We start from the raw sequence: 21,432 nt of genomic DNA, 5'->3' as shown, positions 1-21,432 counted from the left end.
GTGTGCGGGGAAGGTTGCCGGGACGGCGCGGCACGTCGGAACAGCGACGGGCACGGCCGTCTTGCGGACGCGGCGGACGAAACCAGGCTCCACGGGGCTTGGTTCCGGCTGCCCGCCCGGGATTGTCGAGAGGATACTCATGACCTTCCGTAACGAGACCGCCGCTGCCACCACCGCCGTCAAGCGCAACCGCGTTCGTCTGGCTGTCATGGGCGGCGCCGTCGCCGTCCTGCCCGTGGCCGGCCTCGTCACGGCGACCTCCGCCTCCGCCGCCGACGTCTCCACCTGGGACAAGGTCGCGCAGTGCGAGTCGACCGGTAACTGGAGCATCGCCAACGGCAACGGCTTCTACGGTGGCCTCCAGTTCACCTCCAGCACCTGGGCCGCCTACGGCGGCACCGCCTACGCCCCGTCGGCCAACCAGGCCACCAAGGCGCAGCAGATCGCCGTCGCCGAGAAGGTGCTCGCGGGCCAGGGCCCCGGCGCCTGGCCGGTGTGCTCCGTCAAGGCGGGCCTGACCAAGGGCGGCGCGGCCGCCAAGGTCGACACCTCCACCACCTCCGAGAGCAAGGCCTCGCGCTCCGAGACCCGCACTGCCGCCCCGAAGCAGCAGGCCGCTCCGAAGACCGAGCAGAAGGCCGCCGCCGCCCCCAAGGCCGCTGCCGCGCCGAAGAGCACCCCGAAGGCCGCCGAGGCCCCGAAGAGCGCTCCGAAGACCCAGGCCCCGGCCAAGTCCAACGGTGGCAACTACACCATCAAGGCCGGCGACACGCTGAGCAAGATCGCCGCCGAGAAGGGCCTGGACTGGAAGGTTGTCTACAACAACAACGCCGGTGTCCTGGGCTCCAACCCCGACCTGATCTTCCCGGGCCAGGTCATCAACCTCTGAGACCTCTGACGCTCCGGTGAGCTGACGAAGTGCCAGAACGGCCGCCCCTTCCTGACGGAGGGGCGGCCGTCGGCGTTCCCGCACGTCTCCGCAGGTCTGGGCACGTCGGGGAACGTCGGGGCACGTCGGGGCACGACACGCCGGGGCCCGTCGCCTGGACGGACCGGTGGTGGTGCCGGGCGGCGCGGGCCGTGCCTTCATGGGCCCATGATGCGACCGATGGTCCTGCTCGCCCTGAGCACCGCGCTGCTCCCGCTGGCCACCGCCACCCCGGCGGGGGCCGCCGCCGTCCCGGACGCCACCTGGCAGCGGCTGGCCGACTGCGAGAGCGACGGCGACTGGCACGCCAACACCGGCAACGGCTTCTACGGCGGCCTCCAGATCTGGCAGCCCACCTGGCAGGAGACGGGCGGCCTGCGCTACGCCGAGCGACCCGACCTCGCACCGCGCCGCCACCAGATAGCCGTGGCTCAGGAGATCCAGCGGCGGCAGGGGTGGAGCGCCTGGCCGCAGTGCGCACGGGAGTTGGGGCTGATCCGCTGAACCGCTGAACCGCTGAACCGCTGGACTGCTGGACCGTTGGGCGGCCGGAGGGTGCGGTGCGGCGCGGCATGCCGCGGCGAGCCGCGGGCTGCGAGGATGGGGGCATGGAGCTCTTCCCGCGCGAGCGGTCCGTCGTCGCCCCCGGTGTGGTGCACCTGCCGGACTGGCTCGGCCCCGAGGAGCAGCGTGCGCTGGTCGAGGCCTGTCGGGAGTGGGCCCGCCCGCCGGCCGGGATGCGCACGGTGCGGATGCCGGCCGGCGGCGAGATGTCGGTGCGTTCGTTCTCGATGGGCTGGCACTGGTACCCGTACCGCTACGTCCGCACGGTCGTGGACGGGGACGGGGCGCCGGTGAAGCCGTTCCCGCCGCTGCTGGGGGAGTTGGGGCTGCGGGCGGTGGCCGACGCGTACGGGGACGGGGTGGCGGAGATCGCCGGGGCGGTCGGGTACCGGCCGGACATCGCGGTGGTCAACCACTACGCGCACGGCAGCCACATGGGCCTGCACCAGGACAAGGAGGAACGGGCGGACGCGCCCGTGGTCTCGCTCTCGCTCGGTGACAGCTGCGTCTTCCGGATGGGCAACACCGAGACCAGGACCAGACCTTGGACCGACGTCGAGCTGCGCAGCGGTGACCTGCTGGTCTTCGGCGGGCCGATGCGGTTCGCCTACCACGGGGTGCCGCGCACCCTCCCGGGGACGGCGGATCCGGCGCTCGGGCTGACCGGACGGCTGAACGTGACGCTCCGTCAGTCGGGGCTGGAGGACTGACGGAGCGGCGGTTCTCCGCTCAGAGGAGGGCGTGCAGGGCGCGGGCCTCCTGGAGCAGCTTGGTGGTGCCGGGGCGGGCGGCGAGGCCGGCCAGGGCGGGCAGGTCGAGGCCGGAGGGGCCGCAGCGGCGGACGCAGTCGGCGGCCAGGGCGATCAAGTCGGCCGTGCCGCGCGGGGGTTCGGCTTCGAGCAGGGCGGGGAGGGCGGCGGCCAGGACCGTCCAGACGGTGCGGTACGCGCCGGTCTCGGCGGCGGCGCTCAGGGCCCGGGCCAGGCGCGTGGGCTTGACCGAGCCCTCGCGGATCAGCTCGGCGGACTCCCGGCCGAGCAGGTCCGGGGCGAGGTCCCCCCGGGCGGCCAGCACCAGCAGGGCGTCGACGGCGGCGGTGCGGTCCTCGGGGCGCGGGGCGCCGAGGCCGTGGGCCAGGGCCAGGTGGACGGCCGGGCCCGCCGGGCCGTCGGCCTCGGCCAGGTAGGGCAGCACCCGGACCCCGTCGCCGGTGACGTGGTGGCCGCCGAGGTCGGTGAAGTGGCGCAGCAGGCGGGAGGCCAACTCCTCGCGGTGGCCGGGCAGGACGGCGATCGTGTGCGCGCTCGGCGCGGGGGCCCAGCCGTAGCGCTCCAACTCCTCGGACGGGCCCAGCAGTCGGACGATGTGGGAGGGCAGGGTCGGTGTGCCCGGGGCGATGTCGGGGAGCAGCGCGTCCGGGTCGATCCCGGGCTGGACGGCGAGGCGGTAGGTGGCGTGGCGCCAGGAGGCGCTGCCGGTGCTGCTCTGCCGGACGGTGACCGGCTGGTGCGGCAGGCCGCCGCCGCGCAGCCAGCCGGCGTACCGGAGCCCGTGCGGGGAGCGGAGCTTCCCGGCGGCGGCGAGCGCCTGCGCGGTGGCGGGTGCCGCCCGGAGCAGGGCCTGGCCGTAGTCGGCGGGGCCGGGGGTGAGGCCCAGCTCCTCGTAGCGGGCGAGGCGCTCGGCCAGGACGGCCGGGTCGAGCACTCCGGTCTCCAGGGTCGGGGTGGCGAGCAGGAACGGGACGCGCTCGCCGAGGAGTTGGCGGGCCGCCTCCTCCAGCCGCAGGGCCCGCTGGGCCGGGAAGGGGTGGGTGCGCCCGTGCCGGAGCGGGGAGTGCTCGGCCTCCCGCCAGGACTCGACCTCGGCGGCGGTGCGCTGCCCGGTGGCGGCTTCGGCGACGAAGCGCAGGTCGCGGTAGGGGGCGGCGGCCAGGACCGGGGCGAGGGCCTCGGCGAGCCCGGGGGCGTCCAGCCAGGCCCAGCGGACCAGGCCGTCCAGGGCGCGTTCGAACCCGGCGACGCCGGGCTGCCCGGACAGGGCCGCCGAGAGCTCCTCGGCGGCCTCGGCGGGGCCGCCGACCGGAGCGGGGAGCGGACGGGGTGTCGGGGCGGGCGGAAGCTGCTCGCGGTAGTCGGTGCTGTCGGGGGGAGGGGTGGCGAGGCCGAGCAGGTCGGCGGCGGCCGCGTGGTGGGCTTGGTCCAACTGGGCTGCGGTGGAGCGGAGTTCGGTGATGGTCCGGTCGTCGGCGGCCTTGAGGTGGCGGGCGGTCAGCTTGAGGGCCTGCTCCTGGAGGGTGCGGTCGGGGTGCCCGTAGGCGTCCGAGGCGGCGAGCAGGACGGCACCGGCTCGGGCCGGGTCCTGCTTCGCCGTCCGGTCCAGCCAGGAGAGTTGGGCCTTGACCAGCTTCTTCTCGGCGCGGAACAGCACGGTGCGGGAGGCCTCGGTGGCCGCCTCCGGGTCGAGGGCGCCGGTGGCGTCCAGCTCGATCAGGGCCTGCTGGGCCCAGCCGGCCACCGTGGAGGGGCCGTCCAGCAGGCCCAGCAGGGTGCGGGCCTCGGCGGCCAGCTCGGCCGGAGTCGGGGCGAGGACGGTCAAGGTGGCCAGGACGGGCCGGAGTTCGATGGTGCGGCCGCCGCGCAGCAGGCGGGCCAGCACCCGGGAGACCAGGGCGGCGCGGTCCAGGACGCCCTCGGAGGCGAGCCGGGCCAGGGCGGCGGGCCAGCGGTCGGACTCGGGCTGGCCGCTCCAGCTGTTCTCCAGGACCCTTGCGGTGCCTGCGACTTCGAACATCAGCGGGGCGAGCAGCGGAGTGAAGGAGTCGGCCCGCAGCCGGGCGTGAAGGCCGGTGCCGACCGGGAGGCGGCCGGGCAGGTCCGGGCGGGGCAGGGGGAGGGAGCGGTCCTCGGCCCAGTTGAGGACCAGGGAATCGGTGAGCGGTAGCGGGCAGCCGGTGGTGCGCACCAGGTACTCGGTGACCTGGAACGTGACGGAGAAGCCCCAGCCGACGCGGCGGCGGCGGTGCTCGGCCAGCCGGGCTGCCACCTCGGCCCGCCAGGTGTCGGGCTGGGCGTCGATCAGGCGGCGCAGCGCCGGGCGGTGCCAGTCGGTGGCGCCCTCGAACTCGGCGGCGCGGAGCCAGGCGGCGGCCTGGGAGGGGGCCGAGTGGCAGACCGCGCCAGCGACCATCAGGGCCGGGGCGGCCGTCGAGCGCAGTCGCCAGTCGTCCCGGAGCTCCTGGCGCAGGGCCTTCAACTCGGGGAGGAGGGCGCGGCGTTGAGCTGTGGTGAGGGGGAGCACGGCGGCGCTGACGGCGGGGGTGCGGCCGGCCCGGAGGTCGTCGGCGAGGCTCATCGGGGTGGTCCTTCTCGGGGCGGGATCGAGGCTGCGGGGCTTCGGGGAGGCGGAGATCGGGGAGGCGGCGGGGTGGTGGTCACACCGGGGGCGCGGGGAACTGCGCGCTGCGGAAGGAGGCTTGCCGTGTGCCGGGGGCGGAGACTCACTTGCAGGTGGCTGTCCGTACCCGGCAGGCGGGTCTGTGTCTTCCGATTCGCGCAGTTCCTCGCGCCCCTGAGGGCCCTGGTGGGCCCTCAGCGGGCCGGCTGCGTCTCGGGGGTGGTGGTGAGGGTGACGGCGAGGGCGTGCTTGCAGGGGCCGCGGTCGCCGCGGTACCTGGCCCACCAGAGGCAGGTACAGGTGAGGCGGCCGTCCTCGGTGATCCGGACGCGTTGCTCGTGGTCGTCCACGGTGACGGTGGCGATCGACCCGGAGCGGTGGACGGCGCCGGCGGCGACCAGCGCCCGGGCGGCCCGAAGGCGTGGGTTGTCGGCCTCCGCCCGCCCTGCGTGGTAGGGGAGTTGGCGGTGGAAGTGGGAGGCTTCGGCGGTGTCGTAGCCGACCTGGCCGGCCGTGCCGAGCCGGACCAGCGCGGCCCGCACCCGCTCCACCGGCAGCCCGGACTCCCGGGCCAGCTCGGCGGGATCGATCCGAGGCTCCCAGGCGAGCAGCACCGAGACCAGGTCCGCGTCGGCCGCCGACTGCCCGGCAGTGAGGGCGGTGAGCACCCCGCCCTCACCGGAGAAGCCGCGCGCGACGTCGGGCGAGAGGGTGAGGGTGAGCCGCATGCCGGTGGGCAGCGCCACCTCCCAGGCGGAGGCGGTGGGCGCGGCCCCCACGGTGACCGGCGGCCCGTACACCCGGAGGGCGAGGGCGTGCCGGAGCACCCGGTGGAGGGTGCTCAGGCGCTCGGGGCCGGGGAGGCAGACGGCTCCCGGCGCGGGGCGGGTGGCGGGGCGCAGTGTCCGGCCGCCCGGGCCGGGGACGACCCAGCCGACCGGAGTCCGGCTGCCGGAACGGCCGTTGGCGCTCTCACCACCGCGCGGCAGCGAGCGGAGGAACCGCACCGCCTCGGCGGCCGGCAGCTCGGCCCGCAGGTCGAAACCGGCGGCCACCACCTGGGTCTCGGCGAAACCGCGGACCCAGCGCTCGGGCAGCGGCACCTTCTTCTCCAGCAGCGGGCCCTCGGGGCCGGTGACCGTCAACTCCTCGGAGCCGACCGAGAGTCGGAGCGCCTCGGCGGAACCGATCCGGCTCAGCGCCTCGCGCAGCGGGTGGTTCACGTCCACGTTGGTGGTGCCGTGGCCGGGCTCGGCCCCGTCCAGGCCCTCAGCCGTCACGTCCAGCCGGGCGTACACCCCGCAGCAGGCGGAGAAGGACTCGAAGCGCAGCCGGTCGCCGTTGGCCGTGACCACCGGGTCGAGCACCACCGGGCGCTGGGGCTGGTGGTAGCGGGTGGCGGCCACGTCGGCCACCGCGAGCAGGCCGGCGGCCGCGGCGGCGGGGGAGGCGAGGGAGCCGGTGAAGAAGTGCGGGTGGGCCGTGGCGCCGAGCGGACCGGTGCCGCCGGAGGTGGCCAGGGCGAGCCGCGGCCCGTCGGGGGCGGCCAGTACGGCGGAGGGGTGGCGGTAGGCGTACGCCAGTACGGCTTGCGTCATGAGTGCACGTTAGGGGCTCGGACTGACAGTGTCGGCGGTGCGTCGTGTGCGGTCCGTCCCAGCTGGGTGACGGTTCGTCGGAGTGGATCGCGGACGGGCGGTCCGTTCAATAAGGTGTCGCCCACTGTTGACCGAGTGCAGACGTACGTACCGCGGGGGCGGACCTTGTCATCGATCGAAGTGAAGCCGGAGGACCTGCGCGCATCCGCGCAGGTGATCTCCGATGTCAGCGGCGAACTGCGCCCGGCCTCGGACCGGGCGGTCCGGGACGCGGGCGACGCGGCGGCCTCCACGGCCGGGTGGTCGGTCTCGGGAGGGCTGAGCCAGGTCTCGGAGAGTTGGCGCACCGCGCTGACCGGCCTGCACGCGCTGCTGGAGAAGAACGCGGACGGTCTGCGGACCAACGCCGACGACTACGAGGGCACCGAGCGCCGCGAGGCCAGCCGCTTCGGGCGGGTGTCCTGATGGCGGAGAGCTTCGCGCTGCTGCTGCGGCAGAACTTCGGGGACCTGGAGGAGGCCGCCTCCTCCTGGCGCAAGCTGGGCGAGTCCGCGGGGGAGGCGCAGCAGCGCCACCGTTCGCAGGCGGCGGGCCCGCTGCTGAACTGGCAGAGCCCGGCCGCCGGCGCCGCCAGGGGCGAACTGGACAAGGCCGAGCAGCAGTTGGGCATCGTGAACGCCGAGGCCACCGCGATCGCGGTGGTGCTGGACACCGTGCACCGGCGGATGTCCGAGGCCCAGCAGGAGCTGCGGGCCGCCGTCTCGGAGGCGGAGAGCAACAACTACCGGGTCGGGGACGACGGTTCGGTCACCGGGCCGCAGCTGGACCCGGCCTACCGGAACGACCCGGACTACCAGGAGATCAACCGTCAGCAGAACGCCCGGCTCGGTGAGTTCCGGCAGCGGATCGACGCGGCCGTGCAGAAGGCCGAGCGGGCCAGCGCCGACGGCGCGGTGGCCCTCGGCAGCCTGAACGGGGACGTCGTCACGGCGGACCCGGCCAAGGCACAGGGCGAGGTGGCCAACGACATCAACGCCATGCGCTCGCAGCTGGGCCTCGGCCCGGTGGTCCCGACCTCGGACGACCCGACCGCCAACGCCAAGTGGTGGGCGGGGCTCTCGCCCCAGCAGCAGCGCGAGTACCTGGCGCTCTACCCGGGCGAGATCGGCAACCTCAACGGCATCAGCAGCGAGGTGCGCGACCTGGGCAACCGGGAGAACCTGGAGCGCCAGCTCGACCTGGCGGGCCCGGGCGGCCACAACTACCAGCAGATGCTGGACCTGCGGAACCGGATGGACCAGGAGGAGGCCAAGGGCAAGGACGTGTTCCTGCTCGGCTTCGACCCCAAGGACGACGGCAAGGCGATCGTGTCCTTCGGCAACCCGGACACCGCGAAGAACACCGCCGTCTTCGTGCCAGGCACCACTGTCGACCTGGGCGACATGAACGGCTACATGGACAAGATGCGCGACCTCCAGCGCGCCGCCGACCAGAAGAGCAACACCGGTGACACCGCCACCATCATGTGGCTCGGCTACGACGCCCCCGACGACATCGTCAAGGACGCGCCGTTCAACAACTACGCCGAGGACGGCGCACCGAAGCTCGACAGCTACATCGACAGCCTCGGCACCACCCACGACCCCGGCACGTCGCGGCACACCACGGTGATCGGCCACAGCTACGGTTCGGTGGTGGTCGGCGAGGCGGCGAAGAACGGCAACGGTCTGGCGGTGGACGACATCGTGGTGGCGGGCAGCCCCGGCATGCACGTCCCCTACGCCCGGGACCTGAACATCGACCCCCGGCACGTCTGGGCCGCCGAGGCGGACTGGGACCCGGTGCCCTCGGTCGGCGGGCTCGGGCACGGGCGGAGCGACGGCTGGTTCGACCTGCCGAACACGCCGACCTCGGAGGAGTTCGGGGCCAACCGGATCACCACCGAGGGAAACAGCGGGCACAGCAGCTACTGGGACGACAACGGGAAGCCGCACAGCTCGCTGGACAACCAGGCCTCGATCGTCGCCGGTAACTACCGCGACGTGCAGCTGGAGTGGGGGAGCGCACCGTGAGGCCCCTCCGGACGGTCGTCGCCGTCCTCGCCCTGACCCTGCTGACCTCCTGCGGACTCACCGCGGGCTCCGAGAAGGACACGTCGTTGCGCATCGCCCCCGAGATCCAGATCAAGGCCGAGTTGGAGCGGGTCTCCGAGCAGGTGTACCAGTTGCTCGGGGTGACCGGTTCGCGCGAGCAGGGGAACGAGGTGAACTTCTCCCAGTGCGAGGGGCAGAGCGACAGGCAGGTTCGCAGCGCCATCCACTTCTGGCAGGTGGACGGCCTCGACCCGGCGGGGCTGAACCAGGCGGTCGAGCGGGTGCGCGACCAGCTCAAGGCGGCCGGTTGGATCGGGGCCGGGGAGCAGTGGGACACCACGCACACCGATCTGGAGGTCTGGGTGAAGAACCCGGAGAAGACGGTGGCGGTCTGGGCGCAGGCGTTGAGCGAGCGCAAGCGAGTGATCTTCCGTGTGAGCTCGTCCTGCTTCCGACTGCCGGCCGCGTGAGGCAGATCACAGAGGTGGTGCGCACACCCCGGATTTGGTAACGGTGCGGGTTTCGTTGCCCTGACGAACCAGCTGTGCGCCTCTGATTCGATGATCCTTTGGTTCTGATGTCTGGTAATCATTGGTGAAAGTTGAATCAGGGGCGCACGATCCATGTCACGGTTCGTCACCCTCGCGCCCCTGAGCTGCGGAAACAGTTCAACGTACGGTCGGGGCATGGTTCAGCTCGACTCCAAGCCCGCGACCGGCCGCAGCGCGGCGGCCGGCGGAGCTGACGCCGCAAAGGGCGTCCGTTCCAAGGGGCTCAACAGCAACTCGGTCGGCCTGCTCGGGAACTCCGTCATCGGGGTCTCGACGGTGGCTCCGGTCTACTGCCTCACCACCACCCTCGGGACCACGGTGGCGGCGGTCGGCCTGCAGATGCCCGCGCTCTTCCTGGCCGGGTTCCTGCCGATGATGCTGGTCGCCTTCGCGTACCGGGAGCTCAACAAGGCCGTCCCGGACAGCGGCACCTCGTTCACCTGGACGGTGAAGGCCTTCGGTCCGAAGGTGGGCTGGATGTGCGGCTGGGGGCTGGTGGTGGCGACCATCATCGTGCTCTCCAACCTGGCCGGCGTCGCCACGGAGTACTTCTACATCCTGCTGGGCGAGGTCACCGGGAGTGACTGGCTGGCCGGACTGAACGACAACAAGGCGGCCCACGTGCTGACCTGCCTGGCGCTGATCGCGGTCGCCACCGCGATCAGTTACCGGGGCATGACGGCCACCAAGGGCGTGCAGTACGCGCTGGTCGGGCTGCAGCTCACGGTGCTGGCGGTGTTCGCGGTGATGGCGATCTCCAAGGCCGTCTCCGGTGACGTGCCGGGCTCGCTGGACTTCTCCTGGAGCTGGCTCGACCCCTTCCAGGCCTCCTCCTGGTCGGCGTTCATCGCCGGGCTGTCGCTCTCGCTCTTCATGTACTGGGGCTGGGACGCCTGCCTGAGCGCCAACGAGGAGACCGGCGGGAGCGAGAAGACCCCGGGGCGGGCGGCCATGCTGGCCATGGTGGTGCTGGTCGGGTCGTACCTGTTCACCGCCGTCGCGGTGCAGATGTACGCGGGCGTCGGCGAGACCGGCACCGGGCTCGGCAACCCGGAGACCTCGTCCAATGTGTTCCGTGCGCTGGCCGGTCCGGTGATGGGGCCGACGCTGGGCGTGCTGCTCTTCGTCGCGGTGCTCGCCTCGGCGGCCGCCAGCCTGCAGACCACCTTCATCCCGGTCAGCCGCACGGTGCTGGCGATGAGCGTCTACGAGGCGCTGCCGTCGTCCTTCACCGAGGTCAACCGCAAGTACGGCACGCCGGGCCGGGCGATCGTCACGGCGGGCGTGGGAACCGGTGTCTTCTACACGGTGATGACGCTGATCAGCGAGAACGTGCTGACCGACACCATCGCGGCGCTGACCCTGATGATCTGCTTCTACTACTCGCTGACCGCCTTCGCCTGCGCCTGGTATTTCCGCAGGGACTTCACCCGCTCGGTGCGCGACGCGGTGCTCAAGGTGGTCTTCCCGGTCACCGGCGGGCTGATCCTGACCGGGATCTTCCTGCAGAGCCTGAAGGACATGTACAGCACGGACTACGGCAGCGGCAGCTCGGTCTTCGGGATCGGTTCGGTCTTCGTGATCGGCGTCGGCGTGCTGGGTGTGGGCGTGCTGGTGATGCTGGTGATGATGAAGCGCAGCCCCGCCTTCTTCCGCGGCGAGGTGCTCACCAAGGAGACCCCGGCGCTGGTCCTGCCGGAGTGACGCACGTGCGGGAGGGCGGGGCGGCCGAGTGGCCGCCCCGCCCTCCTGTCGTACCGTCAGACGTCGGTCAGGTCGGGCATCTCGCCCTCGACGGTGGCCAGGTCGATCACCGAGAAGTTCGCCCCCTGCGGGTCCGTCAGGGAGGCGAAGCGGCCGAACGGGCTGGTCATCGGGCCGAACTGGAGGGTGGCGCCGAGCTTCTTGGCCTTCTCCACGGCCTCGTCGCAGTCCGGTACGGCGAAGTAGACGTTGACGTACGCCGGGACCTGGGGCGGGAACTCCTCGCCCATCCTCATCCGGCCGAGCGCCGGGCCACCGGAGAGGTTGTAGGTGCGGAAGTCGACGTGCTCGTCCGCCATGGTCTTCACGTTGTACGGGAAGACCGCGGGGAAGAACGCGTCGGCCTTCTCCGGCTCGCGCGTGAAGACCTCGGCCCAACAGAACGCGCCGGGCTCGTTGACCTTCTCGAAGCCCTGGTGGACGCCGCCCTGCCAGACGCCGAAGACGGCGCCGCCCGGGTCGGAGGCGATGGCCATCGTCCCGAAGTCGCCGACCTGCATCGGCTCCATCAGCACCTGGCCGCCGGCCTCCTTGATCTTCGCCGCGGTGGCCGAGGCATCCGGCGAGGAGAGGTACAGGCACCAGGCGGAGTGGCCCTCCTGGCCCGGCATCGGCGGCACCACGGCGGCCACCGCCTTGCCGCCCGAGTACGCCTGCGTGTAGCCGCCGTACTCGGAGGAGGCCTCGGCGAAGGTCCAGCCGAGCACCTCGCCGTAGAAGGCCTTGGCGCCCTCCACGTCGGCGAACATCGCGTCGGTCCAGCACGGCGAACCTTCGGTGAATGCGGTCATGGCACTGACTCGTCTCTCGCGGGGAGGTGGATGGTGTGTCCCACGTCACGCTAATCAGGGCCACTGACAACCGCGCGCCGACGGTCCGTCGGACGGGGCAGGCGGGGTCAGCCGGAGTGCCCGCGCAGGCGGGCGGCGAAGGAGTCGAGGAGGAGGTCGAGGGCGAGCGGGTAGGCGGAGCGGTTCATCTCGGCGATCAGCAGGGGGGTGGTGGCCGCGATGTTGGGGTGGGTGTCGGCGTCCAGGGTGGCGTAGCGGGTGGTCCAGACGGCGGAGTCGGCGGCCCGGGCGGGGGCCGGGAGGGCCTCCACGGCGGCGTCCAGGGCGGCGAAGGCCAGGCTCTGGTCGACGAAGACGTGGTAGAGCCGGACGGCCTCGGGGTCGGGGAAGCCGGCCCCGCGCAGGATGCCGAGGATCGACTCCACGGCCCGGATCTCGTGCTGGCGGCCGGTGGTGCGGGCGGCGGAGAGGGCGGCGGCCTGCGGGTGGGTGCGGTAGGCGCGCTGGATCCGCAGGCCGATCTCGCGCAGGTCCGCCTGCCAGTCGCCGGTCGGTTCGGCGCCGGCCTGGGCCCGGGCGATCAGCTCGTCGGTGATCGCCACCACCAGGTCGTCGGTGGAGTGGAAGTAGCGGTAGAGGGCGCTCGGGTCGGCGCCGAGGGCGGCGCCCAGCCGACGGACCGTCAGGGCCTCGGCGCCGTGCTGGCCGAGGAGGCGCAGGGCCGTCTCCACGATGACCTGCTCGGAGAGGACCGTGCCGGTCTTGGTGGGCCGGCGGCGGCGCCGGTCGGGTTCGCGCACCACGCGTTCACTCATGCTTCGGAGCCTAGGCGCGGCCCGTTCTTATGACAACGGCATTGACGTGAGAATGGGGCCGGAGTTTCATGTGCGCACCCGGGGCCGACGGAAGGCCCCCTGGTCAAGGCGGTGGTCTGTTGGGCGCGACTGCGAAGGACGGGGTAAGAACCCCCGCTCCGGCTCCTGTGATGAAGAAGTCCATCGGGATGGTCGACGGGGTGGCCATCGCCGCCTCCAGTACGGCGGCCACCTCCAGCATCGGCATCGGGCTCGGCCTGACCGCCGGTGTGGTCGGCCTGCACCTGCCGGCGATCATGCTGCTCGCCTTCCTGCCGGTGCTCGGCATCGCGGTGGCGTACGGCCGGCTGAACCGGGTCGAGCCCAACGCGGGCAACGCCTACACCTGGGTCGGCCGCACCCTCAACCCGTGGCTGGGCTTCCTGACCGGCTGGGTGAACACCGTCGGCACGGTCGTCTTCATGTCGTACACGGTGGCCGTCACCGGCTCCGCGCTGATCCAGCTGGCCGGCAAGGCCGGGGTGGAGAGCGTGGGCGGGCTGCACCTGGACCCGGACTCCACCCTGCAGACCACCCTGATCGGCCTGGTCGTGCTGGCCGGCGCCACCGTGATCGCGGTCCGCGGCCTCGGCCTGGCGGCCCGGCTGCAGAAGTACCTGCTGGCCTTCGAGTACCTGGTGCTGCTGGGCTTCTGCGGGTACGGGCTGTTCGCCGGCGACCAGCCGTTCTCGCTGGAGTGGTTCAACCCCTTCGCCATCCCGACCATGGGCGCGCTGGCCCAGGGCATGGTGCTGGCGGTCTTCTGCTACTGGGGCTTCGAGTCGGTCTTCACCGTGGCCGAGGAGACCCACGACCCCAAGGACGCCTCGCGCGGCGGGATCATCGCGCTGGTGATGATGCTGCTGCTCTTCCTGCTGGCCGGCACCGCCTTCCAGCGGGTGCTCCCGCTGGACGAGCTGGCCGACAACGGCGCCCAGGGCCTGACCTACTTCGGCGAGAAGCTGGCGAGCCAGCCGCTGGCCGCACTGCCGCTGATCGCGCTCACCCTGTCGGCGGTGGCCTCCCTGCAGGCCTCCGTCATCCCGACCGCCCGCGGCACCTTCGCGATGGGCCGCGACCGCACCCTGGGCCCGGTCTGGACCCGCATCCACCCCAAGTACGGCACCCCGGCGCTGGGCACCGTGCTCCTGGTGGTGATCGCCTCGGCGATCGCGCTGCTCTCGCTGGTGATCCCGACCGTCACCGACCTGATCGGCGCGGCCGTGAACGCGATCGGCATCGTGGTGGTGCTCTACTACGCGCTCACCGCCCTGGCCGCCGCCGTCCGCTTCCGCGGGCTGCTGCGCACCGAGCCGCTGACCGGTCTGCGGGTGGTGGTCGCGCCGCTGCTCGGCGCGGCCGCGCTGCTCGCCGTCGGCGGGTACCTGGCCTGGAGCTTCTGGGACTCGGCGGACCACTTCGAGGTCAACGCGGCCAACGGCTGGTTCCAGCTGCTCACCCCGACGCTGATGATCCTCAGCGGGCTGGTGGCCGCGGCCTGGGCCAAGTGGGTGCGCAAGTCCCCCTACTTCACCACCGGCCGGGGCACCGACGCGGACAGCGCCGACCTGCTGCCCCAGGGCTGACCACGGACCGGCCGGGGCCGTCGCGGCCCGGCCGGCCCGTACCGTACCAACCGCATCTCGCACGAAACACATCGAACGACGTGTCAGGAGCACTCCTCATGACCCATGCCGACCTGGTCTTCACCGGCGGCCCGGTGTTCACCGCCGACGCCGCCCGCACCCGGGCCACCGGCCTCGCCGTCACCGGCGAGCGGATCACCGCCGTCGGCCACCACGAGATCCGCGAGCTGATCGGCCCGCGCACCGAAGTGGTGGACCTGAAGGGCAAGTTGCTGATCCCCGGCTTCCAGGACTCGCACATCCACGCGGTGTTCGGCGGCACCGAGCTCGGCGAGTGCGACCTGAGCGGCACGGTCGGCGTGGCGGACTACCTGGAGCGGATCCGCGCCTTCGCCGAGGCCCACCCCGGGCGGGAGTGGATCACCGGCAGCGGCTGGTCGATGGAGAGCTTCGAGGGCGGGCTGCCGAGCCGTCAGCTGCTCGACTCGGTGGTCCCGGACCGCCCGGTCTACCTGGTCAACCGCGACCACCACGGAGCCTGGGCCAACACCCGCGCGCTGGAGCTGGCCGGGGTCACGGCGGACACCCCCGACCCGGCGGACGGCCGGATCGAGCGGGACGCCGACGGCACCCCGAACGGGGTGCTCCAGGAGGGCGCCACCGCCCTGGTCGCCAAGCTCGTCCCGCCGACCACCGCCGCCGACCGGCTGGCCGGGCTGCTCCGCGCCCAGGAGCTGCTGCACTCGCTCGGCATCACGGGCTGGCAGGACGCCCTGCTCGGCGTCTTCAACGGCCAGCCCGACCCCTCCGACGCCTACCTGGCCGCCGCCCGCTCCGGCGCGCTGACCGCCCGGGTGCGCGGCGCGCTCTGGTGGGACCGCGAGCGCGGCGCCGAGCAGATCGCCGAACTGGTGCAACGGCGGGAGGAGTTGACCCACGGCCGGTTCCGGCCCTGGTCGGTCAAGATCATGCAGGACGGCATCGCGGAGAACTTCACCGCCGCGATGACCACCCCCTACCTGGACGGCTGCGGCTGCGCCACCGCCAACTCCGGCCTCAGCTTCGTCGACCCGGAGGCGCTGCGCGAGTACGTCACCGCGCTCGACGCGCTCGACTTCCAGGTGCACTTCCACGCCCTCGGCGACCGCGCCGTCCGCGAGGCGCTGGACGCGGTGGAAGCGGCGCTGGCCGCCAACGGCCAGCGCGGCAACCGCCACCACCTGGCCCACCTCCAGGTGGTGCACCCGCAGGACCTCGGCCGCTTCGCCCCGCTCGGCGCGCTCGCCAACCTGCAGCCGCTCTGGGCCGCCCACGAGCCGCAGATGGACGAGCTCACCATCCCGTTCCTCGGCCCGGAGCGCGCCGCCTGGCAGTACCCGTTCGGCGACCTGCTGCGGGCCGGGGCCACCCTGGTGGCCGGCAGCGACTGGCCGGTCTCCAGCCCGGACCCGCTGGCGGGCATCCACGTGGCGGTCAACCGGATGGAGCCGGGCACCGAGGACGAGCGGGTCTTCCTGCCCGAGCAGCGCCTGGACCTGAACACCGCGCTGGCCGCGTACACGGCGGGCTCGGCGCACGTGAACGGCTGCGACGAGGCCGGCTCGCTCCAGGAGGGCCTGCTGGCCGACCTGGTGGTGCTGGACCGCGACCTGTTCGCCCGCCCGGCGGCCGAGATCGCCGAGGCCCGGGTGGAGCGGACCTACGTCGGCGGGAAGCTGGTCTTCGCGGCGGAGTGACGCCGGGGGCGGTGTGACCTCGGGGGCGGCGTGACCTCGGGCGCGGCGTTGCGCCGGGTGGCCGTGGTCCCGACGGGTGACGCGTACGCCGCTCGGGCGCGGGGCGTACGCCGTCCGGGGCGCGCGGCGGTAGAAGTGCGGTGAACCGTTCCTTCCCGAGGAGACGAGATCCCCGTGCGCCCTTGGCACACCCTCGGCGCCGCGTGCGGCGCCCTCGCCGTCACCGCCGTGCTCACCACCGCTCCCTTCGCCACCGAGGCCCGGGCCGTCCAGGTCGCCACCGGCAGTTTCACCTACCGGTACGGCGGCCCGGACGGCCAGGTGATGACCCGCAGCATGCAGAACCCCACCGCCGACGTCTGCATCACCATCGAGGAGGCCGCCGACCCGGCCAGCTCCCAGCCCGCCTTCGGGCCGCGCAACGACACCGACTGGTGGACCCTGGTCTTCGAGGACGCGGTCTGCGCGGGGGACTCCCGCAGCCTGCGCCCGCACGGGATCGCCACCGCGGACCGGCTGAAGCTGCGCTCGGTCAAGTTCCTGTACCGCTGACCGCCCGCAGGGCGCGCAGCCGCAGCGCGGCCTCCAGCTCGAACCGGGCGTCCGGGTCGTCCAGCTGCGGGCCGAACAACTCCTGCAGCCGGTGCAGGCGTTGACGTGCCGTCTGCGGGTGGACGCCGAGCCTGGCGGCCAGGTCGGCGGCGCTGCCGTGGCCGCCCTGGAGCCAGGCCAGCAGGGTGGAGCCGAGCCGCTCCGCCTGGCGGGGCGTCAGCCCGGCCAGTGGGGCCAGTCGGCGGTGGGCCATCAACCGCACCAGCGGTTCGTCGGCCAGCAGGAGCAGCTCGGGCAGCATCCGCTCGCAGCTGACGGGCCGTCCGGCGCCGTGGCGCTGCCGCACCAGCCGGGCCCAGCGCAGCGACTCGGCGGCCAGCTCCGTCGGCACCGACGGCCCGACCACCGCGTCCCGCCCGTCCATCAGCCGTTCGGGCGGGGCGCCGGAGGCCGGGTCGGGCCAGATCAGGTACGGGGCGGGGGAGTTGAGGTCCGCCAGGACCTCGTCCGGCAGCCAGCGGCGGTCGGTGCCCCGGCCCGGGGCCAGTGCGACGGCGGCCACCTCGGAGGGCAGCGGCCACTCGGCCACCGTCGCGGCCCGCTCCACCTCCGGCCAGGGTGCCCCGCCGGTCAGGGCGGACAGCAGGCGGTGGCGCCGGTGCCCGAGGGAGCCGGTCTCGTCGTGCCGGGCCTCGGCGTAGCCCTCCACCGAGGTGGCCGCGATCCGTTCGATGTGGGTGAAGGCGGTCTCGGCCAGCACCGCCATCTGGGCGGGGCCCGCGCCGGTCCGCTGGGCGATCCGGGCCACCCGCTGCCAGACCACCCGGGCGCCGATCCGGTAGGCGGCCTGGAGTGCGTCCAACGACCGGCCCTCGGCCAACTCGCCGCGCCCGAGCGCCCGGTAGACCCGGGCCCGGTCGGCCCGCTCCTGCGGCGACGGGCTGCCGCCGGCCAGCAGGTCGGCGAAGTCGGCGAGTGCGGTGGCCACGCCCTGGTGGATGCCGGTGCCGAAGTTGCCCGCCAGCGGTCGGTCGTACTCCGTCACCTGGCGGCGGATCTCGCGGATCGCCTCGGTGGTGATCGACCCGATCTCGCGCCGCACCTCGGCCACCAGGGCGGCGGGGAAGGCGGGTCCGGTGGTGCTGTCGCTCTCGCTCATGCGGGCCGCTCCTCCTGTGTTCCGGTGACAGTTTCTGCGGGGGCGCCGCCGTGTTTCCTGGCATCCGCGCGCGAACTTCCCCGGTGCCGTGTCGCTTCCGTTGACCCGCTTGTTACCCGCTCGTAGCGTCACCGTCCAGCTCCTCGTGGAGTTACCACCTCTGACGCTCCGTCGGGAGCGGCGTGTTCCGGTATTCCCCCACCCCCGGAGAGGGACGTCCTGTGATCAGAGTTCTGAGGCCCCGTGTGCTCGCGGCCGCGGTGGCCGCCGCGTTCGCCCTGGCTGCGGGCGGCGGCACCGCCACGGCGGCCGGACAGCGGCCGGTGGAGACCAACTTCACGGTCGGCTTCCTGAAGGGCTTCCTCCAGCCCGGCAAGGCGGCGGACGGCGCGAACGACTGGGGCTGCCGCCCGGGTGCGGCGCACCCGGCGCCGGTGGTGCTGGTGCACGGCACCTTCGAGAACCAGAACGACAACTGGGGAGGTGCGGCGCCGCTGCTGGCGAACAACGGCTACTGCGTCTTCTCCTTCAACTACGGTGCCGCAGAGGGCAATCCGATCCAGGGGACCGGCCCGGTCGCACAGAGCGCCGGCCAGCTGGCCGCCTTCGTGGACCGGGTGCGGGCCGCGACGGGCGCGGCCAAGGTCGACCTGGTCGGCCACTCGCAGGGCGGCATGATGCCGCGCTACTACCTCAAGTACCTGGGCGGCGCGGCCAAGGTCAACGCCCTGGTCGGCATCGCCCCGAGCAACCACGGCACCACCCTGGACGGCATCGCCACGCTGGCCTCCACCCTCGGCCTGCTGGAGCCCGCCAACGCCTTCCTGCTCGGCCCGGCCTGCCCCGCCTGCGTGGACCAGGAGGTGGGCTCCCCGTTCATCACGGACCTCAACTCCGGTGGCGACACCGTCCCCGGGGTCCGCTACACCGTGATCGCCACCAAGTTCGACGAGGTGGTCACCCCCTACACCTCGGGCTTCCTCGACGGCCCCGGCGTCACCAACATCACCCTCCAGGACGCCTGCCCGCTGGACGCCGCCGACCACACCGAGATCGCCTACGACCCCATCACCCTCACCCACGTCCTCAACGCCCTCGATCCGGCCCACCCGCGCCCCGTCCCGTGCAAGGTGGTCCTCCCCCTGACCGGCCCGATCGTCTGACGGGCCGTCGGGCGGGGGCGGCTCAGACCCCGGGCCGCCCCCGCCCGGTCCACCGGCCCGCTCAGCGGGTCGGGCGCACCATGACGGCCAGCCGCGGCGAGTCCGCGGTGGCCGGCTGGGCGTTGAACTCGCGGTAGCCCCAGGACTCGTAGAGGCGCAGGACCCGGCCCTCGCCGGCCAGGGGGTTCACCATCAGGGTGACGCGGGCCTCGGGACGGGCGGCCAGCAGGGAGTCGTGAAGGCGGCGGGCGGTGCCGGTGCCGCGCCAGGGCGTGCGGACGCCGATCTCGCGCAGGGCCAGCACGGGGGTGTCGGTGAAGCCCGGCGGGAGCGGGTCGGCCATCCGCCGCCAGTACGGGTCGGCGGCGTCGACGGAGGTGCCGTAGGCGTAGCCGGCCGTCACTCCGGCGGCGTGGGCGAGGACGAGCTCGAAGCCCGGCGAGGCGGCATGGCGCTCCAGGCGCTCGGTGAAGGCGGGGAGCGCGTAGTTCGGCAGGTGCAGCAGCGGGGCGCGGACGTCGGCGTACGCCTCCAGCAGGGCCTGGCGGGCTGCGGGCGTGAGGGCGGTGTGGTGGCGGAGGTCGGGGGTCACGCGGGACAGCCAAGCACGGACGAGGTCGCGGAGTGCTCAGCAGGTGTGCCCTAAAGGGCAGTTCACAGGTCACGGCGTGGACACGGTGCTGTCGGGATGGGTACGTTCGATCCTTGTTCGATCTTCGCCCCGACGAAGGAGCCTCACCATGGCCTCCCACCGACACCCTCGGCGCCCCAGCCGTGCGCACACCTCGGTGCTGACCGCCGCTGCCGCCACCGCGGTGGCGCTGTCGGCCCAGGCCGGGGCGGCCCATGCGGCGCCGGCGGGCAAGGACCAGGTGAAGGCGCAGGTCGACCGGCTGCTGTCGGAGCAGGAGGAGGCGGCCGAGAAGTACAACGGTGCGAAGGAGCGGGCCGACCAACTGCGCAAGCAGGGCGGCCAGTTGCAGGACCAGATCGCCCGGGGCCAGGAGCGGGCGGCGGAGCTGGCCTCGGGGCTGGCGGCGGTGGCGGGGGAGGAGTACCGGCACGGCGGGGTGGACCCGACGGTGCAGTTGATGTTCTCCTCCGACCCGGACGCCTACCTGTCGCGGGCCTCCTCGGCGGACCAGGTGGCGAGCACCCAGGCGGGCGTGCTGCGGGCCCTGCGCGCGGAGCAGCTCCGGCTGGACCAGCAGAAGCAGGAGGCCGCGGTGGTGCTCGGTGAACTGGACCGCTCCACCCAGCTGTTGAACGGCGCCAAGGGCGAGGTGCAGCAGAAGCTCCAGGAGGCGCAGCGGCTGCTCTCCACCCTGAGTGCCGCCGACCGGGCCGCCATCGTGCGTGGGGAGGACGGCGCCGCGGCGTCCCGGAGCGCGAGCCGGATCGACCCGTCCACCCTGCCGCAGGCGAGCGGGAACGCGGCCGCCGCCGTGCGCACGGCCCTGGACCAGCAGGGGAAGCCCTACTCCTGGGGCGCGTCCGGTACGGCCACCTTCGACTGCTCGGGACTGATGGTCTACGCCTACGCCAAGGCCGGGGTGGCGCTGCCGCGGACCTCGCAGGAACAGGCCACGGTGGGGACCGCGGTGGGCCGGGACTGGCACAACGCGCAGCCGGGCGACCTGGTGATCTACAAGGCGAACCGCTCGCACGTGGGGATGTACATCGGCGACGGCAAGGTGGTGCACGCGCCGCGGGCGGGGGACGTGGTGAAGGTCATGAAGGTGGACGCCATCGAGATCAACACCATCCGGCGGCCGTGAGCCCGGATCTGACGGTGTGACAACTGGACTTTTCCACAGGGTAGTTGCACTGCTCTGGGATGCTGGTCTGGACCATTGACGCCCGGGCGGCCCGGTGCCTACGGTGTGCTCACACCTGGCGCAGGCATGCCAATGAGCGGCTGTGGTCGCTGTGGCCCGCGGCGGTGCACCCCCACGTGCACCGTGCCGCCGCCTGCGTTCGGCGCACCTCTCCATCCACCCCCACGGAGGAGCACCATGCGCACGCGTACCATCGTCGGCGCGGCCGTCGCCGCGCTCGCCGTCCCGATCGGGATGGCCGTCCCGGCCCAGTCGCACGGCTTCGTCAACCTCCCGCCGAGCCGCGCCGCACTCTGCGGCTCGGGCGTGGTCAAGAACTGCGGCGACATCCAGTGGGAGCCGCAGAGCGTCGAGGGCCCGAAGGGCTTCCCGTCGCGCGGACCGGCCGACGGCACCATCTGCGCCGGGGCGGACGCCCGTTGGGCCCCGCTGGACAACCCCCGCAACGGGGCCTGGCCGACCACCAAGGTGACGGGCGGCGCCCAGCAGACCTTCACCTGGAACATCGAGGCCCGGCACGCCACCACCAACTTCCGGTACTACCTCACCAAGCAGGGCTACGACCCGACCCAGAAGATCACCCGGGCCAGCCTCGACCTGAACCCCTTCCTCACCGTCCCGTACAACGGCAAGCAGCCCGCCGCCGTCACCACCCACACCGGCACCCTGCCGACCGGCCGGACCGGTCACCACGTGGTGGTCGCGGTCTGGGACGTGTACGACACCAACAACGCGTTCTACTCCTGCACGGACGTGCAGTTCTGACGCGACGGCAGACGGCAGACGGCAGACGGCACGTGCCCGCTCGCCCCGGTGGGGGCGGGCGGGCACGTCCGCGTCCGTGCGCGGGGGCCGCGGCGGG

General features: G+C 73.1%; 19 protein-coding genes. 13 read left to right on the top strand and 6 right to left on the bottom strand.

From position 1 onward, the window contains the following. The first annotated feature begins 139 nt into the window (after positions 1-139). The 3 genes from ACWCYY_RS30245 (at position 140) to ACWCYY_RS30235 (ending at position 2,202) form a co-directional block, all read left to right on the top strand. Positions 140-889, top strand: a complete 750-nt coding sequence (locus tag ACWCYY_RS30245; RefSeq protein ID WP_345283027.1) for a transglycosylase family protein — start codon at positions 140-142, stop codon at positions 887-889. 207 nt (positions 890-1,096) lie between these two features. Then, positions 1,097-1,432, top strand: a complete 336-nt coding sequence (locus ACWCYY_RS30240) for a transglycosylase family protein (protein ID WP_345283025.1) — start codon at positions 1,097-1,099, stop codon at positions 1,430-1,432. A gap of 104 nt (positions 1,433-1,536) precedes the next feature. Then, a complete protein-coding gene (locus ACWCYY_RS30235) occupies positions 1,537-2,202 on the top strand; it encodes an alpha-ketoglutarate-dependent dioxygenase AlkB family protein (protein ID WP_449797833.1) in 666 nt (221 codons plus the stop codon). A gap of 19 nt (positions 2,203-2,221) precedes the next feature. On the opposite strand, the gene ACWCYY_RS30230 is transcribed toward ACWCYY_RS30235, so the two are convergent. After that, positions 2,222-4,843, bottom strand: a complete 2,622-nt coding sequence (locus ACWCYY_RS30230; protein WP_449797832.1) for a DUF6493 family protein — start codon at positions 4,841-4,843, stop codon at positions 2,222-2,224. A gap of 236 nt (positions 4,844-5,079) precedes the next feature. Beyond that, positions 5,080-6,483: an SWIM zinc finger family protein gene (locus ACWCYY_RS30225; RefSeq protein WP_449797831.1), complete on the bottom strand. Its 1,404-nt coding sequence runs from the start codon at positions 6,481-6,483 to the stop codon at positions 5,080-5,082. Positions 6,484-6,648: 165 nt separating this feature from the next. Here ACWCYY_RS30225 and ACWCYY_RS30220 point away from each other — a divergent pair, with 165 nt between their 5' ends. The 4 genes from ACWCYY_RS30220 (at position 6,649) to ACWCYY_RS30205 (ending at position 10,831) form a co-directional block, all read left to right on the top strand. After that, a complete protein-coding gene (locus tag ACWCYY_RS30220; protein ID WP_345283018.1) occupies positions 6,649-6,948 on the top strand; it encodes a WXG100 family type VII secretion target in 300 nt (99 codons plus the stop codon). Further along, positions 6,948-8,555, top strand: coding sequence for an alpha/beta hydrolase (locus ACWCYY_RS30215; protein ID WP_449797830.1), 1,608 nt, complete (start codon positions 6,948-6,950; stop codon positions 8,553-8,555). Before ACWCYY_RS30220 ends, ACWCYY_RS30215 begins: the two co-directional genes overlap by 1 nt. Further along, positions 8,552-9,046: a hypothetical protein gene (locus ACWCYY_RS30210; protein ID WP_449797829.1), complete on the top strand. Its 495-nt coding sequence runs from the start codon at positions 8,552-8,554 to the stop codon at positions 9,044-9,046. Before ACWCYY_RS30215 ends, ACWCYY_RS30210 begins: the two co-directional genes overlap by 4 nt. A gap of 216 nt (positions 9,047-9,262) precedes the next feature. Continuing rightward, positions 9,263-10,831 carry an APC family permease gene (locus ACWCYY_RS30205; RefSeq protein ID WP_345283012.1) on the top strand — a complete coding sequence of 523 codons (1,569 nt, stop codon included), beginning with the start codon at positions 9,263-9,265 and terminating at the stop codon, positions 10,829-10,831. 56 nt (positions 10,832-10,887) lie between these two features. Here ACWCYY_RS30205 and ACWCYY_RS30200 read toward each other — a convergent pair whose 3' ends face one another. Further along, positions 10,888-11,682 carry a VOC family protein gene (locus ACWCYY_RS30200; RefSeq protein WP_345283010.1) on the bottom strand — a complete coding sequence of 265 codons (795 nt, stop codon included), beginning with the start codon at positions 11,680-11,682 and terminating at the stop codon, positions 10,888-10,890. Positions 11,683-11,789: 107 nt separating this feature from the next. Continuing rightward, positions 11,790-12,497 (bottom strand): TetR/AcrR family transcriptional regulator, encoded by a 708-nt coding sequence (locus ACWCYY_RS30195; RefSeq protein WP_345283008.1) that lies wholly within the window; start codon positions 12,495-12,497, stop codon positions 11,790-11,792. 170 nt (positions 12,498-12,667) lie between these two features. Between ACWCYY_RS30195 and ACWCYY_RS30190 the strand changes: the two genes are divergently transcribed. The 3 genes from ACWCYY_RS30190 to ACWCYY_RS30180 all read left to right on the top strand — a co-directional run bounded on the left by ACWCYY_RS30190 (position 12,668) and on the right by ACWCYY_RS30180 (position 16,410). Beyond that, complete coding sequence (locus ACWCYY_RS30190) at positions 12,668-14,122, top strand: APC family permease (protein WP_345283006.1); 1,455 nt, start codon at positions 12,668-12,670, stop codon at positions 14,120-14,122. Positions 14,123-14,220: 98 nt separating this feature from the next. Next, a complete protein-coding gene (locus tag ACWCYY_RS30185; protein WP_449797828.1) occupies positions 14,221-15,858 on the top strand; it encodes an amidohydrolase in 1,638 nt (545 codons plus the stop codon). Between the two features lie 174 nt (positions 15,859-16,032). Continuing rightward, positions 16,033-16,410: a hypothetical protein gene (locus ACWCYY_RS30180; RefSeq protein WP_449797827.1), complete on the top strand. Its 378-nt coding sequence runs from the start codon at positions 16,033-16,035 to the stop codon at positions 16,408-16,410. Here ACWCYY_RS30180 and ACWCYY_RS30175 read toward each other — a convergent pair. Continuing rightward, positions 16,391-17,569 carry a PucR family transcriptional regulator gene (locus tag ACWCYY_RS30175; RefSeq protein WP_449797826.1) on the bottom strand — a complete coding sequence of 393 codons (1,179 nt, stop codon included), beginning with the start codon at positions 17,567-17,569 and terminating at the stop codon, positions 16,391-16,393. The genes ACWCYY_RS30180 and ACWCYY_RS30175 overlap by 20 nt on opposite strands. A gap of 221 nt (positions 17,570-17,790) precedes the next feature. Between ACWCYY_RS30175 and ACWCYY_RS30170 the strand changes: the two genes are divergently transcribed. Beyond that, positions 17,791-18,732, top strand: a complete 942-nt coding sequence (locus tag ACWCYY_RS30170; RefSeq protein WP_449797825.1) for a lipase family alpha/beta hydrolase — start codon at positions 17,791-17,793, stop codon at positions 18,730-18,732. Between the two features lie 61 nt (positions 18,733-18,793). On the opposite strand, the gene ACWCYY_RS30165 is transcribed toward ACWCYY_RS30170, so the two are convergent. Then, positions 18,794-19,324, bottom strand: a complete 531-nt coding sequence (locus tag ACWCYY_RS30165) for a GNAT family N-acetyltransferase (RefSeq protein WP_345282999.1) — start codon at positions 19,322-19,324, stop codon at positions 18,794-18,796. Between the two features lie 148 nt (positions 19,325-19,472). On the opposite strand from ACWCYY_RS30165, the gene ACWCYY_RS30160 reads away from it, so the two are divergent. Next, a complete protein-coding gene (locus ACWCYY_RS30160; protein ID WP_449797824.1) occupies positions 19,473-20,510 on the top strand; it encodes an NlpC/P60 family protein in 1,038 nt (345 codons plus the stop codon). Between the two features lie 237 nt (positions 20,511-20,747). Next, entirely contained in the window at positions 20,748-21,335 is a 588-nt protein-coding gene (locus ACWCYY_RS30155; protein ID WP_449797823.1) for a lytic polysaccharide monooxygenase auxiliary activity family 9 protein, read from the top strand. The last annotated feature ends 97 nt before the right edge of the window (positions 21,336-21,432 follow it).

It is taken from the genome of Kitasatospora sp. NPDC001664, assembly GCF_053596675.1.
Note: the sequence above shows the minus strand (reverse complement) of the source record. Positions and strands in the feature narration are given on the sequence as shown.

What these genes read in the sequence shown, in the direction of transcription:
- ACWCYY_RS30160 (WP_449797824.1), top strand. Translation starts at nt 19,473, where the DNA reads ATGGCCTCCCACCGACACCCTCGGCGCCCCAGCCGTGCGCACACCTCG.
- ACWCYY_RS30245 (WP_345283027.1), top strand. Translation starts at nt 140, where the DNA reads ATGACCTTCCGTAACGAGACCGCCGCTGCCACCACCGCCGTCAAGCGC.
- ACWCYY_RS30235 (WP_449797833.1), top strand. Translation starts at nt 1,537, where the DNA reads ATGGAGCTCTTCCCGCGCGAGCGGTCCGTCGTCGCCCCCGGTGTGGTG.
- ACWCYY_RS30215 (WP_449797830.1), top strand. Translation starts at nt 6,948, where the DNA reads ATGGCGGAGAGCTTCGCGCTGCTGCTGCGGCAGAACTTCGGGGACCTG.
- ACWCYY_RS30240 (WP_345283025.1), top strand. Translation starts at nt 1,097, where the DNA reads ATGATGCGACCGATGGTCCTGCTCGCCCTGAGCACCGCGCTGCTCCCG.
- ACWCYY_RS30225 (WP_449797831.1), bottom strand. Translation starts at nt 6,483, where the DNA reads ATGACGCAAGCCGTACTGGCGTACGCCTACCGCCACCCCTCCGCCGTA.
- ACWCYY_RS30175 (WP_449797826.1), bottom strand. Translation starts at nt 17,569, where the DNA reads ATGAGCGAGAGCGACAGCACCACCGGACCCGCCTTCCCCGCCGCCCTG.
- ACWCYY_RS30185 (WP_449797828.1), top strand. Translation starts at nt 14,221, where the DNA reads ATGACCCATGCCGACCTGGTCTTCACCGGCGGCCCGGTGTTCACCGCC.
- ACWCYY_RS30155 (WP_449797823.1), top strand. Translation starts at nt 20,748, where the DNA reads ATGCGCACGCGTACCATCGTCGGCGCGGCCGTCGCCGCGCTCGCCGTC.
- ACWCYY_RS30195 (WP_345283008.1), bottom strand. Translation starts at nt 12,497, where the DNA reads ATGAGTGAACGCGTGGTGCGCGAACCCGACCGGCGCCGCCGCCGGCCC.
- ACWCYY_RS30190 (WP_345283006.1), top strand. Translation starts at nt 12,668, where the DNA reads ATGAAGAAGTCCATCGGGATGGTCGACGGGGTGGCCATCGCCGCCTCC.
- ACWCYY_RS30205 (WP_345283012.1), top strand. Translation starts at nt 9,263, where the DNA reads ATGGTTCAGCTCGACTCCAAGCCCGCGACCGGCCGCAGCGCGGCGGCC.
- ACWCYY_RS30230 (WP_449797832.1), bottom strand. Translation starts at nt 4,843, where the DNA reads ATGAGCCTCGCCGACGACCTCCGGGCCGGCCGCACCCCCGCCGTCAGC.
- ACWCYY_RS30200 (WP_345283010.1), bottom strand. Translation starts at nt 11,682, where the DNA reads ATGACCGCATTCACCGAAGGTTCGCCGTGCTGGACCGACGCGATGTTC.